The sequence below is a fragment of the Clostridium sp. C8-1-8 genome (assembly GCF_009928445.1).
Taxonomy (GTDB): Bacteria; Bacillota; Clostridia; order Clostridiales; family Clostridiaceae; genus Clostridium_AR.
The window spans coordinates 1-16,463 of record NZ_JAABNO010000011.1; the positions used below are offsets into that span (position 1 = coordinate 1).

At 31.5% G+C, this 16,463-nt stretch carries 11 protein-coding genes; 7 read left to right on the plus strand and 4 right to left on the minus strand.

Annotated elements, in window-relative coordinates; genetic code table 11:
- Positions 1-187: 187 nt before the first annotated feature.
- The 4 genes from GXK57_RS12545 (at position 188) to addA (ending at position 9,173) form a co-directional block, all read left to right on the plus strand.
- The gene (locus GXK57_RS12545; RefSeq protein WP_160676626.1) at positions 188-1,078 is read left to right on the plus strand and encodes a metallophosphoesterase; all 891 of its coding nucleotides are present in this window, start codon (positions 188-190) and stop codon (positions 1,076-1,078) included.
- A gap of 154 nt (positions 1,079-1,232) precedes the next feature.
- Entirely contained in the window at positions 1,233-1,772 is a 540-nt protein-coding gene (locus GXK57_RS12550; protein ID WP_160676629.1) for a GNAT family protein, read from the plus strand.
- 127 nt (positions 1,773-1,899) lie between these two features.
- A complete protein-coding gene (addB, locus tag GXK57_RS12555; RefSeq protein ID WP_160676632.1) occupies positions 1,900-5,364 on the plus strand; it encodes a helicase-exonuclease AddAB subunit AddB in 3,465 nt (1,154 codons plus the stop codon).
- Complete coding sequence (gene addA / locus GXK57_RS12560; protein ID WP_160676635.1) at positions 5,364-9,173, plus strand: helicase-exonuclease AddAB subunit AddA; 3,810 nt, start codon at positions 5,364-5,366, stop codon at positions 9,171-9,173. Before addB ends, addA begins: the two co-directional genes overlap by 1 nt.
- A 59-nt stretch (positions 9,174-9,232) precedes the next feature.
- On the opposite strand, the gene GXK57_RS12565 is transcribed toward addA, so the two are convergent.
- From GXK57_RS12565 to GXK57_RS12575, 3 genes are all read right to left on the minus strand, one after another.
- A complete protein-coding gene (locus GXK57_RS12565; RefSeq protein ID WP_160676638.1) occupies positions 9,233-9,538 on the minus strand; it encodes a hypothetical protein in 306 nt (101 codons plus the stop codon).
- A gap of 284 nt (positions 9,539-9,822) precedes the next feature.
- A complete protein-coding gene (locus GXK57_RS12570) occupies positions 9,823-10,767 on the minus strand; it encodes an AEC family transporter (RefSeq protein ID WP_160676678.1) in 945 nt (314 codons plus the stop codon).
- 19 nt (positions 10,768-10,786) lie between these two features.
- Entirely contained in the window at positions 10,787-12,133 is a 1,347-nt protein-coding gene (locus GXK57_RS12575; protein WP_160676681.1) for a CCA tRNA nucleotidyltransferase, read from the minus strand.
- 161 nt (positions 12,134-12,294) lie between these two features.
- Between GXK57_RS12575 and GXK57_RS12580 the strand changes: the two genes are divergently transcribed.
- On the plus strand, positions 12,295-13,260 hold the full coding sequence (locus GXK57_RS12580) for an HD domain-containing protein (RefSeq protein ID WP_202127721.1): 966 nt from the start codon (positions 12,295-12,297) through the stop codon (positions 13,258-13,260).
- Between the two features lie 58 nt (positions 13,261-13,318).
- Here GXK57_RS12580 and GXK57_RS26610 read toward each other — a convergent pair whose 3' ends face one another.
- Positions 13,319-14,671 carry a L,D-transpeptidase gene (locus GXK57_RS26610; RefSeq protein ID WP_243156424.1) on the minus strand — a complete coding sequence of 451 codons (1,353 nt, stop codon included), beginning with the start codon at positions 14,669-14,671 and terminating at the stop codon, positions 13,319-13,321.
- 113 nt (positions 14,672-14,784) lie between these two features.
- Between GXK57_RS26610 and GXK57_RS12590 the strand changes: the two genes are divergently transcribed.
- Positions 14,785-15,570, plus strand: a complete 786-nt coding sequence (locus GXK57_RS12590) for a DUF1189 domain-containing protein (protein WP_160676684.1) — start codon at positions 14,785-14,787, stop codon at positions 15,568-15,570.
- 77 nt (positions 15,571-15,647) lie between these two features.
- On the plus strand, positions 15,648-16,448 hold the full coding sequence (locus GXK57_RS12595; protein WP_160676687.1) for a DUF1189 domain-containing protein: 801 nt from the start codon (positions 15,648-15,650) through the stop codon (positions 16,446-16,448).
- Positions 16,449-16,463: the final 15 nt, after the last annotated feature.

A 16,463-nucleotide genomic window follows, 5' to 3' on the forward strand; every position in this document is an offset into this window, starting at 1 on the left:
GGCCGAAGAGGCGCCCCTGCTAAGGGCGTAGGTCGGGTAACCGGCGCGAGGGTTCAAATCCCTCTTTCTCCGCCAGCAAACACTCAGTTTTATAACTGAGTGTTTTTTTGTGTTTTTATATGTATCTATTGATTTAATGCAAGCATATACTAATAAAGCATAAATAATTATACATGAAAAGTTGTATATGAAGAGAGATATATTGACCAGTATAATGGATAAGTCACCAGAAGTATATTTTGATAGAAGTAGTAAAATTGCATTTATAAGTGATTGCCATAGAGGAGATGGAACTTATAAGGATGACTTGCTACCAAATGCCAATATATATATGACTGCATTAAATTATTATTATAGAAATCAGTTCACTTATATAGAGATTGGTGATGGCGATGAGTTATGGAAGGTTAAAAGCATAGAAGATATATACAATACCTATCCAGATATATTTAGATTACTTTTAAAGTTTAAAGATGCAAAACGATTTTATATGCTTTTTGGAAATCATGATGAAATAAAGGCTACTAAGAAGTTTAGGCATATGATAGAAAAAATAGACAGAAGTGAAGATGAGAACGAGCTTTATAAACTTTTTCATGATCTTCCTATATACGAAGGCTTAATATTAAATTATGAAAATATAAAAAGGCTGTTTATAATACACGGGCATCAGGTAGATAGATTAAACTATAACTTTGAGCCTTTTGCATCATTTATGGTTAGGTATGTATGGTCATTTCTAGAGGGTCATTTGGGATTTAAGAATGGAACAAGTCCTGCAAGAAGTAATACTAAGAGAAAAAAGGTTGATAGAAAGCTTCAGCAATGGGTTAAGAATAACAACCAACCTATTGTAGCTGGGCATACCCATAGATCAAGGATGCCAAAAGCAGATGAGATTCCATATTTTAATGATGGTTGCTGTATTCACCCTTATTCAGTAAGTTCAATTGAAATAGAGAATGGAAGAATATCACTTATAAAATGGAGTATAAAATCATTAGAAAACGGAGTACTCACCGTAAAAAGAGATATCATAGGTGGGCCAGAACTTATTATTAATTATAAAATATTATAGCTAAAGATTATATCAATGAGCTTAATGACTTTATTTATGGTTAAGTTAAGTAAAGCTGATATAAGCAATATTATTACTTATATTATAAGTTGAACCATATATTTACAAGATATATAATAGAAGAGGATTACTTTATGCTAAAGAGGGTGTAAGGGTGTTAAAGGGTAAAAAGATATATTTAAGATCAGTAGAAAAGAGGGATGTAAACATCTTTTATAATTACTCTACTGATAAAGAAATACGTAAGTTTGATGGGGGAAATATGATTTTTCCTTCTATAGAATATGTGATGCAGCATTTTGATGAAATAATGAATGTGTCTAGAAAAACACTTAGTATAATTAATGAAAAGAGTGTTTTAGTAGGCTATTTGACCTATAAGGAATTTGAAGATACAGCAAATGTATATACTATTGGTATTACTATAGGAAGCCAGTTTTGGGGAAGAGGATATGGACAGGATTCTATAATGGTTTTATTAGATTATCTATTTATGTATAGAGGTGCTCAAAGAGTTGAACTAGAGGTGGTTGATTATAACCTACGAGCTATAAGATGTTATGAGAAGTGTGGGTTTATAACTGAAGGAAAAAAGAGAAGTAGGTATTTTTCTCAAGGTAAGTACCATGATACATTACTAATGGGGATTTTAAGAGATGAATTTGATAAACTAAGACTAGAGGCTATAAATTAATTAATTTGAAAGTTATGTGTACAGGTAATTAATATTATCTGTACCTTTTTTATTCTTTTTAGAATTGGGTTATAATTAAAGAAGAACTTATAAATTATCTACATTGATAAAAGTAGGAGATACGCATATGGGAATAAAGTTTATTTACGGAAGAGCTGGCAGTGGAAAGAGCTATTATTGCATAGAAGAAATTAAGAAAAGAATTGAGGATGGAAGAGAAAATAAACTAATACTATTAGTTCCTGAGCAGATAACCTTCCAAACTGAAACAAGACTTTTAAAGCATATTGGAGAAAAAAGTGTGCTTAAGTCTGAAGTGCTAAGCTTTAAGAGAATGGCGCATAGAGTCTTTAACTTTTGTGGTGGAATAACGCACAAGCGAATGAATGAAGCAGGCCGTAATATGCTTATCTTTAAGGTGCTTGAAGAGGTTAATGAGCGTTTAAGTGTTTTCTACAGAGCGTCTAAACAACAAGGGTTTGTAGACATAGTTTCAAGAACTATAACAGAGTTTAAGAAGTATAATATTACCTCGGAAATATTAAATACAACAATGCAGGCTATGAGAGAAGACAATGAAGAACTTAAGATGAAGCTAAATGACTTATCAATAATATTTGATAAGTTTAATGAGTTACTGCATGAGAATTATATTGATTCTGAAGATGAGTTAAATATGCTTTCAGATAAACTTGACGATTGCAATATATTTGACGGTGCAGATATATGGGTTGATGAGTTTACTACCTTTACTCCACAACAGTTGGGCGTATTAGGTAAGCTTATGAAGAAAGCAAATAATATATATGTAGCATTAACCTTAGATGACACTCATGGAAGAGATGAGACAGATATCTTTAATGTAACTAAGAATACTGAGAAAAGGCTTTTAAGAATAGCGGCAGAAAATAACATTCCTTACGATGGATACTTAGATTTAAATAATAAAGAGAACTATAGGTTTAAGGAGAGTAGAGAATTAAACCATTTAGAAAAACATCTTTTTACATATCCATTTGTGCAGTATAAGTGGGCTAATAATGACTTAAGGCTCTATAAAGCTAATAACAATTATGATGAAATAGAAATAGTAGCAAAAGATATATTAAGGCTAGTAAGAGAAGAAGGCTATAGATATAGAGATATTTCAGTAGTTTGCAGACAATTAGAGGACTATGAGAAAATAGCTGCTGTAATATTTAATCAATATAATATTCCATACTTCTTAGATAAGAAAAGAGACATAGTAAGTAATCCACTTATAGTTTTAATTACTTCTGTATTTGAAATATTATCTAGAAATTGGTCTTATGAAAGTGTATTTAAATACCTAAAGACAGGTCTTACAGGGATTGATGGCGAGTACATAGATATATTGGAAAATTACGTTTTAGCCAACGGAATAAAGGGAAAGAGATGGCTTGAGGACTGGTGGGAATATAAAATAGACCCATTTAAACAAGAAGGAGAAGATCTACCAGAGGAAGAAAAGCAGAGAATTTCACTTATCAATGATATAAAGGATGAAATAAGAACTCCATTACTTAAGTTCTACTCAGATATTAAAGGAAAGCATACAATAAGAGAAACTTGCGTAGCTTTATATGATTTTATGAATTCTCTGGATATTATTGAAAGAATGGATAGACTATCTAAAGACTTTGAGGAAAAGGGTATTGGAGATAAGTCTAAGGAGTATGATCAAGTTGTAGAGATAATGATGGAAGTATTAGATCAGGCTGTAGATGTAATGGGAGAAGAAGTAATAGAAGCCGGTGACTTCATTAAGATACTAAATGTAGGTTTTGAAAAGTATGAGATTGGACTTATACCGGTGGCCTTAGATCAAGTAAATATAGGTGAGATATCAAGAATAAGAAGTAGAGAGCTGAAAGCTCTTTATATAATTGGAGCCAATGATGGAGTATTTCCTGCTTCTAATAAAGATGAGGGAATACTTTCAGATATGGATAGAGAATTATTGAGAAACCAAGGGGTAGAACTTGCTTCTGATACAAAGACTAAGGCTTTTGAAGAGCAATTTTTAGTTTATACAACTTTAACTATGTGCAGCAATTACTTAATGATAACCTATCCTTTAGCAGATTTTGAGGGTAAGTCTTTAAGACCATCTATCATAATACCTAGACTTAAAAAGATATTCCCTAACATAAAAGAAGAAAGTGATATATTTAGACTTAAAAATAATGATTTTGAAAAGGTAGTAGCTCCTATACCTACCTTTAATGAACTTATTGGTGCAGTAAGACGAGACTACGATAAAAAAGAAATAGAAGAATATTGGGCAGAGGTATATTCTTGGTACAAGAGTAAGCCAGAGTGGAAGGAAAAGGCTGACAGCATATTTAAGGGATTAAGGTATAGCAATCAAGAACAGGATATAGCAAGAGATAAGATAAAAAAGATATACTCTAGCAATAGTGATAATTTATTATTTAGTGTTTCAAGAATAGAAAAATATGCTCAGTGTCCTTTTGCTTATTATGTTCAATACGGTCTTAAGGCTAAAGATAGAAAGGTTTACGAATTCACTCCGCCAGACCTTGGTAGTTTTATGCACAATGTGTTAGACGAGTTTACAAATTATATAAGAGATAATAAAATTCATTGGGATGAATTAGATGGTAATAAGTGCAGAGCAATAATATCAGATATAGTAGATAAGCAAGTAGGAGAAAGTGCTGCTTCTATATTAAACAGTTCAAAGAGATATGAGTATTTTACAAATAGATTTAAGAATATATTAACTAAGTCAGTTAGCGTAATATCTGAACAGATGAGAAGAAGTAACTTTGATATATTTAGAAATGAGTTTGAGTTTGGCAGCTATAAGGATAGCGAACCGATAAAGCTTAAGCTATCATCTGGAGATGAGGTGTTCTTAACTGGTAGAATTGATAGAGTAGATACTGTAGAGTTAGAGGGGCAAACTTATATAAGGATAATAGATTATAAGTCAGGAAGCAAGGAATTCGATTTAAATCAGCTATATTATGGATTACAAATTCAGCTGTTAGTATATTTAGATGCTTTAATTAAGAATTCTAAGTACTTCTTAGATAAACAGGTAGTGCCTGGAGCAATCCTTTATTTTAGAATAGATGACCCTATAATAAAGTCAAAAAGAGATTTAAGTGATGAAGAGTTAAAGGAACAAATACTTAAGAAGCTTAAGATGGATGGACTTTTACTTAAAGATGTTAGATTAGTTAAGGCAATGGATAAAACTATGGAAACTTATTCGCTTGTAATTCCAGCAACCTTTAAGAAGGATGGAGACTTTACAAAGCAGAGCGCCGTTATAACAGAGGAGCAGTTTGATATATTGAGAAAGTATGTAAATGAGAAAATGATTGAGTTATGTGAAGAGATGTTAAGTGGTCGTATAAAGATTGAGCCATCAAAAGATGGAAAGTTCACATACTGCAGCTTCTGTAATTATTCTCACATATGTCAGTTCGATTTAAGTTTAAGTGATAATAAACATAAGGTTATACAAAAGCATAGTGACGAAGAAGTGTGGAAAGAAATAACCAGTGTTGTAGTTAAGGATCTAGGAGGTGAAAAATAATGGGAGACACGAGATGGACGGAAGAACAATTTAGTGCAATAACTACTAGAGGTAGAAATCTGTTGGTGGCAGCGGCTGCTGGATCTGGTAAAACCGCAGTATTAGTAGAGAGAATAATAAGAATGATAACTGAAGGCCAAGAGCCAATAGATATAGATAGTTTATTAGTGGTGACTTTTACATCTGCTGCAGCTGCTGAGATGAGAGAAAGAATTGGAGAAGCTATATCTAAGGCGCTAGAGCATGCACCAAACTCTAAAGTTCTTCAAAGACAGTTAGCTCTATTGAATAGAGCTAATATAACTACTATGCACTCCTTTTGTTTAGATGTTATAAAAAATAACTTTCATCATATAGATTTAGATCCTAACTTTAGAATTGGTGATGACACAGAAGGTACCTTAATAAGAAATGAAGTAGTAAGCGAGTTGTTTGAAGCTAGGTATGATGCTGATGATGATAATTTTAAAAGGTTAGTAGATGCCTATGGCCAAGGAAAAGACGATAGTAAGCTTCAACAGATGGTATTGGATTTGTACCAATTTTCTATGAGTGAACCTTGGCCAAGAGCATGGCTTAATGAAAAGTGTGAGAATTTAAATATTAGTACAGAAGAGGAACTTAGCCATAGTGAGTGGGCTAAAATATTAGTTAATAATGTTGAGATTGAATTACAAGGTTCCCTAAAGCTTCTTTATAATGCTAAAGAGCTATGTGAAGCTACAGAAGGTCTAGAGCCTTATCTAATTAATTTAGAGGATGATATAAATCAAGTAACTAACATAAGAGAAAGTATTTGCGGTGGTATTAGTGCTGTTTATAACTCACTAAGGGATTTTAATCTATCAAAGCTTAAATCAGTAAAGAAGAACCAAGTATCTGACGAAGATGTTCAACAAAGGGTAAAAGACATAAGAGATGAGGTCAAGAAAAAGGTAAATAAGATGAGAGATGATATATTTGCCATACCTCCAGAAGAGGCTATTAAGGACTTTGACACCTTACATTTTCTTATATCAGAGCTTGTGAGTTTAGTGCTAGAGTTTGATGAAAGATATAAAGGCAAGAAGAGAGATAGAGGAATATTGGACTTTAATGACCTAGAACACCTATGTCTCAAGGTTCTTACTGAAGAAAATGAAGATGGTACTATAGTTCCATCAGCCGTGGCTAAGGAATTTAAGGCTAAGTTTAGTGAAGTTTTAGTTGATGAGTACCAAGACACTAATAATATTCAAGAAACTATAATAGATATGGTTTCTAGAAAAAATGATGATGATCCTAATGTATTTATGGTGGGAGATGTAAAGCAGAGCATATATAGATTTAGACACGCTAAGCCAGAGTTATTTTTAAACAAATACAATAGCTACTCTGAGCAAGGTGAGCATGATATGAAGATAATGCTCTATAAAAATTTTAGAAGCAGAAAAGAAGTAATAGATGGAGTAAACTATGTATTCAATATGCTTATGTCTAGAACCGTAGGTGAACTTGAATATGATGAGAGAGAAGCTTTAAACCTAGGGGCTGATTATAAAGATTTAGACATTGAGAATGTATATAGTGGAGAAGCTGAGATCAGTGTAAGTGATGTGGAAATTGCGGGAGACATAGAGGTTCATATATTAGATAAATCAGCAAAGAAAGAAGAATCTGAAGAGGAGACTCAAGAGGCAGAGGTTCTGGATGAAGTAGAGGGTATTGGAGAAGCAGAAGAAGATTTAGATGCAATTCAGATTGAAGCAAGAATTGTAGCTAAGAGAATACATGAGCTTATGAATGCTGCTAACGGCAAAAAATACATGGTATGGGATAAGGGTTTGGAAAGCTATAGGAGACTCAAGTATAAAGATATTGTAATACTTTTAAGAGCAACAAAGAACTGGTCAGAGGTATTTGTAGAAGAGCTTAGTCAAAGTGGGATTCCTGTATATGCGGATACTGGCACTGGTTACTTTGATACTATTGAGATAAGAACTATAATGTCTTTATTACAGGTAATAGATAACCCTATGCAAGATATTCACATACTATCGGTACTTAGATCACCAATCTTCTTATTTTCTTCAGAAGAGTTAGGGGATCTAAGACTGGTTGACAAAAAGAAATACTTCTATGAAATAATAAAAGATATAGCTGAAGAAGAATTACAAGAAATTATCTCTGAAACTCTTAAAAGCAAATGCATTAACTTTATGGAAAAGCTTAAAGTATGGAGAGATAAAGCTTTGTATATGCCTATAGATGAATTTATATGGTACTTATATATGGATACCTCCTACTATGGGTATGCAGGGGCAATGCCTAATGGGGTTCAAAGACAGGCTAACTTAAGAGTATTGTTCCAAAGAGCTAAACAATATGAGAAAACAAGTTTTAAAGGCTTATTCAACTTTATTAACTTTATCAATAAGCTTAGAAAATCCTCAGGTGATATGGGGAGTGCAAAGATACTTGGAGAAAATGAAGATGTAGTTAGAATAATGAGTATACATAAGAGTAAAGGACTAGAGTTCCCAGTAGTGTTTCTATCTGGCTGTGGAAAACAATTTAATCTTATGGACCTAAACAAAGAGATACTTTTCCATGATGAATTAGGTTTTGGACCTGAATATATTGATGTGGATAGAAGAATAAGCTATACTTCTCTTCCAAAGCATGCTATAAAGATGAGGTTTAAGCTTGAGGCTCTTTCTGAGGAAATGAGAGTTTTATATGTTGCCTTCACTAGAGCAAAGGAAAAGCTTATAATAACTGGAGCGGTGTCCAATCTTGAAAAGTCAGCAAGGAGATGGTGCTCATCTGCCAATCTTAGTGAGGAGAAGATACTTTCTTCAGAGGTTCTTAAAGGAAAGAGCTATATGGATTGGATAGGTATGTCCCTTGCAAAGCATAAGAATGGAGAAGAAATCAGAAAGTCTGGAAATACAATTGTGGATTATATTAAAAGTGACTTTTCCACATGGAATATAAAATACTGGTCAAAAGCTGATGTAGTTGTGGATGAAAAACTAGAGGTTGTGGATGAAATTTCACATGAGGAAGAGGAAAAACGACTCTTTATCTACAAAGATATAGATGATATAAGTGAAGATATTGATAGAAGACTAGGGTTTAATTATAAGTTTAATAGCTCTACTAAGATAACAGCTAATATATCTGTTTCGGATCTTAAAAGAGCAGCCTATGAAGAAGATCAAAATGAAATACTCACTGTATATAAGGGAGATAGAATAAGAAAACCTCAATTTTTACAAGAAGAAAAAGGTCTATCTGCTACTGAAAGAGGTACTATAGTACATTTTGTTATGCAACATATAGAGCTTGGTAAGGTAAGAAATATAAACGAGATAAGAGAACAGATTGAAGATATGATTTCAGGAGAGTTCTTAACTAAAGAACAGGCTAAGGTGGTTAATGCAAGTAAGGTATTTAAGTTCTTCCAAAGTGACATAGGCAAAAGAATCATAGATGCCTTTGAAAATGGAAGTATGCTATATAGAGAATTACCTTTCTTTACTGAGATACCAGCCTACCTTGTGGATAAATCTTTATCTCAAGAAGAGGGAGAAAATGAGTTAGTTAGACTACAAGGAGTTGTAGATTGCTTCTTTGAAGAGGAAGATGGATTGGTGCTTCTTGATTATAAGACTGACTATGTAGAACAGGGCAATGAGCAGGAGATAAAGGATAGATATGAGCTTCAGCTTAGCTATTATGCAGATACCTTAGAAAAAATAACAGGAAAGAAAGTTAAGGAAAGATATCTATACCTATTTGGGTTGGATAAAGAAGTTAAGTATTAATATAAGTAATTAGAACAAAAAAAGATAATATAAAAATACACCTTAAGATTAAGATGCATCTAAATCTTAGAGGTGTATTTTTTTCTTATTGAATTATCAAATATAACTAATATACAAGCTGGAATACCTATTAAACCTCTAATAGAATCAAATCCATGAATTAGGGCAGCTCCTAGTAATAAGTACCCTATTCCTATAAAGAGAAATAAGATTCGCTCACTTTTGAGATAATTATTCTCGTCTATTATATTAAATTTTCTTGAATTAGGAATAAAAAGTTTTTTTGGTCCAACAACTGCTATGACTGCACACATAACTCCTAAAAATATAAATAAATAGTTAAGAATGTTACCTATAGTACTCATTATATGTCTCCTTTACTTAAAGTTTTTTATTCATAATTATTATAAATATGTGCTGATTCAATGATAAGTATATTTTTAAAACTCCTCTAATTTCTAAAAAGAAAGTTTGAAAAATTAAATCTTAAATAATGAGGCACATCTATTCTTCTAAACAAACGCAATATTTAGACCCTTAAGATTAGGGGATTTTTAAATTAGTCGCTATAAATGTGACTCTCTATATGAGCAAGCTACTAGAATTAAAATGAAGTTTTAATAAATATAAGTGATTTATTATGTCCTTATTATAGCAAATATTTAAAAAGGAATACATATATTGGTATAAAAATAAAGCTCGCTATTAGTGACGTTGCATTTAGAACAGAAGAAAACTTATAATCTCCATTGTATTGTCTAGCTACTATAGCGACAGTATTCATAACTGGCATAGCAGACATAACTATGAATACCTCCTTCATAAGTAAAGGAAAGGATGTAAAGCTTAAGAGTAGAAAGGATACAATTGGCGATATGATAAACCTTCCTATTAAGATTAACAGTGAATCTTTATCTACTTTCATCTCTTTATAATTCATATTTGACAAGATTGAACCTATAAATATGGTTGAAAGTGGAGTTGTTAGATTTCCTAAGTAGTTACAGCTGTCAACTAAGAATACTGGTAGTTGAATCTTCAGGAGTATTAGAGTAGCAGAAAAGATAAAAGCTATAAGTGGTGGAGAAAGTATATTTTCTAAGTTGCTTTTAGAAAAAAATCCACCAGAAGTTTTCTTGCCATCACATCTTATATCATAGGCTGCTATGGACCAAAAGAACAAAGTGTTTATTATATAGTAAATTAAGATATAGGGGAGAGCCTTTTCTCCAAATATAGATATGTTTACTGGAAGACCTACGAATATGGTGTTTGATAGACCAAAGAGCGCTCTGAAGACGCCCTTTCTATCTTTTGATATATTAAAAAGTTTATATACAAAGGAGCCTATTAAATAGGTTGTAGAAATCGATAAAAAAGCTAATAAATATCCTCCAAGGGAATTTATGAATTGTTCCTTAGTAAAGCTAGTATTTAAGTTTGCTATCATGAAAGCAGGTAGAGATATATTTACTACCATTTTAGACATAAGAGTGTCTGTACTTTCATTAAACCAGCTTTTCTTTCCAAGGAAGAAGCCTACAGCTATAAGAATAATTAGTGTTATAACCCCATTAAAAGCATTTATAATCATAATAAAATCCTTTCAAAAACTATTTAGAAGGCTTATTGTAAACTTGGTATTCTTTAGCTAATTCAAATAGCTTTTCTCTGCTGTTAAGGGAAGGATCTTTAAGTACCTTTTCTAATAGATAGTTTAGGAGCTCTCCCAAGTGTTTACCTGGTTTTAATGTTAATTCATTTATTAAGTCATTGCCATTTACGGCTAGTTCTTTAGAGGATAAAGGAGCTTTTGAGTTTAATATTTCGTTAATTTTATTCTCCATAATAGCTACATGTTCTAAATACAAAAATGGAGGAGCAGAGGACAGTATATCAGCTCTTTGAAGTTTGAACAAATCAAATACTAAGCTTTTACCAACTCTATTTATCATACGCTTAAGAGCTATGTCTGTTGGATCTACAAGCACGTTCATATGCTCCTTTACCAATGTGCAGGTCGTATCTGTAGTTAAGTTATCTACTCGTAGCCTTCTTAAAATCTTTCTTGTAAGATTTTCTCCCTTATTGTTATGACCATAAAAATGACCTACGTTATTCTCATCTAAAGTAAAGCATATAGGTTTAGCTATATCATGAAATAATGCTGCCAGTCTAAGATAATCTAAGTTTGGTACCTTTTCTACAACAGAAAGTGTGTGGTTAAAGATATCCTTGTCATGGTATGGAGTATGCTGATCAAAACCTATGCATTGATCAAGTTCCGGTAGTATGTGCTTAAGTATACCTGTATCTGCTAGAAGTCTTAAGCCTAAGCTAGGATTGTCTGAGATAATTATTTTTATAAACTCATCCCTTATTCTTTCAGCGCTTATATTATTTATAAGTGCATTGTTTTTCTTAATGGAAGCCAAGGTTTTAGCTTCAATAGTAAAGCCTAGTTGAGCTGCAAATCTTATGGCTCTCATCATTCTTAAAGCATCTTCGTTAAACCTCTTATCAGGTTCTCCAACAGCTTTAATCAATTTATTTTGAAGATCCTCATTTCCGCTAAAGTAATCAACAAGACCTTCATTATAATTATAGGCCATAGCATTTATAGTGAAGTCTCTTCTTGATAAATCTTCCTTTATATCAGAAACAAACTCCACAGATTCAGGTCTTCTATTATCTATATAATCTCCATCAATTCTATAGGTGGTTACTTCATAGCTGTTTCTGTCAATAAGGACAGTTATGGTGCCATGTTTTATACCAGTCGGAATTGTCTTTTCAAATAATTCTTGAATTTTTTCAGGAAGTGCATTAGTAGTTATATCATAGTCATGTGGAGTTACTCCTCTTATACTGTCTCTCACACATCCACCAACTATAAAGGCTTCGTAGTTATTTTCATAAAACTTATCTATTATAAACTTTACATCCTTTGGAATGTTCATGTCATATCCTCCTATAGAAACTAGTTTATACTTTCATACTAATTTAAGTATATAATATATAGTATAAGCATTAAATAAAATATTTTACTAACTTATGTTTATGTTTCTATAACTAAAGATATAATTATTAATAGGATATTGACGAAAGGATGTAAGGTGCATTGGGTATAGAATTGAAAAAAATCAACGAATTTGAACAAAATGAAAGAGTGGAAGGCTTCTTCTTAATAAAGTCACTAAGCTTAAAAACAGCGAATGCTAACGGGAAAAAATATTTGGATTTTGCTTTAGGAGATAGTACTGGAGAAATAGCAGGAAAGCTATGGGAAGTTAATGATGACAATGAAGATGCCTTTAAGGAAAATACAATAGTTAAGATTAGAGGAATGGTTTCTGCTTGGCAAGGAAATCTTCAACTTAAAATAGAAAAGATAAGAAATATAGATAAAGAGGATGATGTGAACATACAAGATTATGTTCAAAGTGCACCTTTTGACAGTGAATATATGTATTCAAATATAAAAGAGCATATAGACAATATGAAAAACGAAGATATAAGAAATATAGTTGGATATCTATTTGAGGGATCTAAAGAAAAGTTGATGTACTATCCAGCAGCTAAAAAGAATCATCATGCCATAAGAGGTGGTCTATTATATCACATAATGACAATGCTTACTGTAGCAGAGAATTTAAGTTCTATCTATACATTTTTAAATAAAGACTTACTTTATGCTGGAGTAATACTTCATGATCTTGGCAAGATGAAAGAGATGGATTCCAATGAACTAGGAATTGTATCAGAATATAGTTTAGAAGGTACACTACTTGGACACATAACCCAAGGAATAAAAGATGTTGAGGTTGTTGGAGAAAGCTTTAAGGCTGATAGAGAAGTTATTGTACTACTACAGCATATGATATTATCACATCACTACGAACCAGAGTATGGAAGTCCAGTAAAGCCTATGATAGCTGAGGCTGAAATGCTTCACTATATAGATATCATTGATGCAAGAATGTATGACATAAGAAGAGTCACAGGAGAGACAGAAGCAAAGCAGTTCTCTGAAAGACTATGGTCACTGGAGAATAGAAGAATATACAATCATGATTTAGATAAATAAAATAGCTAATATAAATAAAACCTCCTCGTGTTTAGCTAACATGAGGAGGTTTTATTATTTAGTTTATTATTACTTTTGACCCTCTAGAGACATTATCATATATCCATTTTGCATCTTCTAGTTTGAGTCTTACACATCCATGTGAAGCTGCCTTACCTAAAGTAAAGTCTGTTATTTGGGATTTAGAGGAGTTATAAGGCAGTGAGTGGAATAAGTAATTTCCATCGAACTGAACCCAATATTTTGCTCCTTCTTTATACTCATCTGAATAGAACCAATCTCCCTTTTCCTTAACTGTAAATATTCCAGAAGGAGTATCACTTCCTTTAATTCCTGTAGAGCATGAAAAGTTCTTTAGTAAGGTCCATCCATTTTTCTTACCTTTGTACACATAAGTCTTTTGTGAAGATAAGTTTACATATACAAGATAAGGTGTATCAGAATTAAGGTTAAGTGAATTTATTGTACTTGAGTTTATAACCATTGCTGATACCGAAGTGGTTTTAGAACCAGAGTCTGTACTACTTTTATTATTTCCGTTTTCGGTTTTTGAAGTAGACTTAGAGGAATCCTTTTTTGTGTCTTTTGATGAGTTAGTGCTTGCAGCGGTAGATGAAGCTGTATTTGCACTTGAATCATCCTTATCATTAGCTGAGGGTTTACTACTAGAATCTTTATTTAAAAAGTCATCTTTGTCTTTCTTGTACTCATCTATTTTACTTAACACATCTTTATCATTAGAGTAATACTTTGTATTGTCCTCCAACAGTGAGATTGCTTTTGAAAAGTAGTTTTCTGAAACTAGCTTTTCAGCAGAGCTTAAGGTTTCTTGCTTTATGCAATTTGCTACTTCTTTTTTATATTCTTCTGCCTTGAGGAAATTATCATCGTAATTATTTACCTTATCAAAGGCGGCATAAGCTTCTGCATAACTTTTATCCTTATAAAGTTTTATTCCTAGTGAAAAGTTGTTAGCTGAGTCAGTTAGTATTGGTAATTTCTTTTTAAAATCACGAATTTTATCACTAACTACACCATATCTATCTACTTCATTCAATACTGATAATGCAGTTTCATCCGATATATTGTTGTTTTTATAATTAGAAATCAAGTCATCTATATATGTTGAAAAGTAATTTCTTAAATCACTATATAGCAATAGTTTTTTTGCAGGATTAAAATTCCCCTTAGAAACTATTAGAGAATTAGCTGCAGAATAATCCTTTTTATCAAAGTCGATTTTAAAATCACTGATTATATCATTATAAGCATAAAAAGAATAAGACATTGCTATACAAAAGAGCGCAAACATGCTTAAGACAATAATTTTCGATAAAGGGGGCTTTCTTTTTTTTATACTTTCATTAACTTCATTACTTTCATCAATTATATCATTTTTATCATTTTCCAAACTATATCCTCCTTCCTAGTTTAATTAAATTATTGCCAAGTTTCTTTTAAAATAAACAACAATAAGTACTAAAAAAAACTTCAATGGCTAAAATACAAGAAGGAGGAGATCTTATGGATAAAAACATACCGTTTATTACTAAGTTTTATAAGTCTATGACAAGTCCTAAGTTCTATATAAGGTTTAACCAGGTAAGTTTGGCAGCAACAATAATATATCTATTTGCCATTTCTCTTATTCTAGGACTGATAGGTTATATTAGACCAACTCTTAATTATTATAGGTTTATGGATACTATGCATCATGAGGTTGTATATGACTTGCCTGATTTTACTTTTAATAATGGAATATTAAAAGTTGATGGAAAGCAGCCTATTTTACTTAGGAAAAGTAATTACTATATATTGATAGATACTACAGGAAAAACTAAAGTGTCTGATATAGAAAAGTACAATAAAGCAGTTCTTATTCTTAAGGATAAGGCTTTTATAAAAAATGAAGATAAGCCAATAGATGAAACAAGATATAGCATTATTAAGTTTTTTAAATTTAATAAAAATCAGTTTATTCAAGCTATATATGATTTTAAAGCTGGATCTTTCATAATATTAATTTGTGCACCAGTACTGTTTTTTATATCTAACTTATTTACTGCCTTTATAGTATCGATGCTTGGGACCTTGGTCAATGCAACACTCAAGGCAGGTATAAAATACATAAATTTATATAAGCTAAGTGTATATTCCATTACAACATCCACGGTATTAAGCTGTATAAGGAGAGTTTTAGGTATAAGTATAATTTTTATAAACTATGTATACATAATCATAGGTTTTATTTATCTATTCCTAGCTATAAGAAATATATTGATCAGCGAAGCTAAAAATATGGAAGAGTAGAATATACTGCTCTTCTTTTTATATATTTAATATAGTATAATTGCTATATAATGGTATAAATATGGAGGGAATAAACAGTGACGAAAAAAGACAGGTTCTTTAAAAAATTTATTAAGTCTATAGTAGATGTTAAGTATTACGTTAACTTCAACAAGGAAACCTTAGGCAGAGCTTTTATGTATTTATTCTTAATGTCTTTACTTCTGGGAACTCTAAACAGTATAAAACCTATGTATTCAGGGATAACAGGAGTAGGTAAAGCAGTAAAAGAGTTAGATAAGAATTCAGTAGATTTTAAGCTAGAAAATGGTGTGCTTAATGTATCTAATAGTCCTTTTACATACGAGGATGGAGATACTTATATAATAGTAGATACAACTAAAAATGCTAGTGAGTTTGATAAGTCTTCTATAAAATCAAATGAGAAGAGCACGATGTATATATTTAAAGATAAGATTATAATAGAACAGGACTTTAAGGATACTCAAGAAATTAAATATTCGGACTTAGGTAATGTTACTTTTACTAAGGCTGATTTAATTCACTTAATGGGATGGGTTAAGATATTTGTAGCTATTATAATTCCACTTTGGATAATAGGAATGTTTATAGGGCATATGTTCTCTGCTTTAATAGTAGCCGTAATTGGATTACTCATAAACATATTTATAAAGGCTAAGGTTGATTTTGAGAACTTATATAAACTAGCTATCTATTCATTAACTTTACCAACAATAGTTGATATATTAAGAGGTGCATTTGGACTTAACGTACCACATTTTTATAAGATATATATATTAATAACACTTATCTACCTTGGTCTTGCATTAAAAGCAATAAAGGATGATAATAATAGAATGGAACTAAGTGAACTATAAGAAAAGAGGCGATAT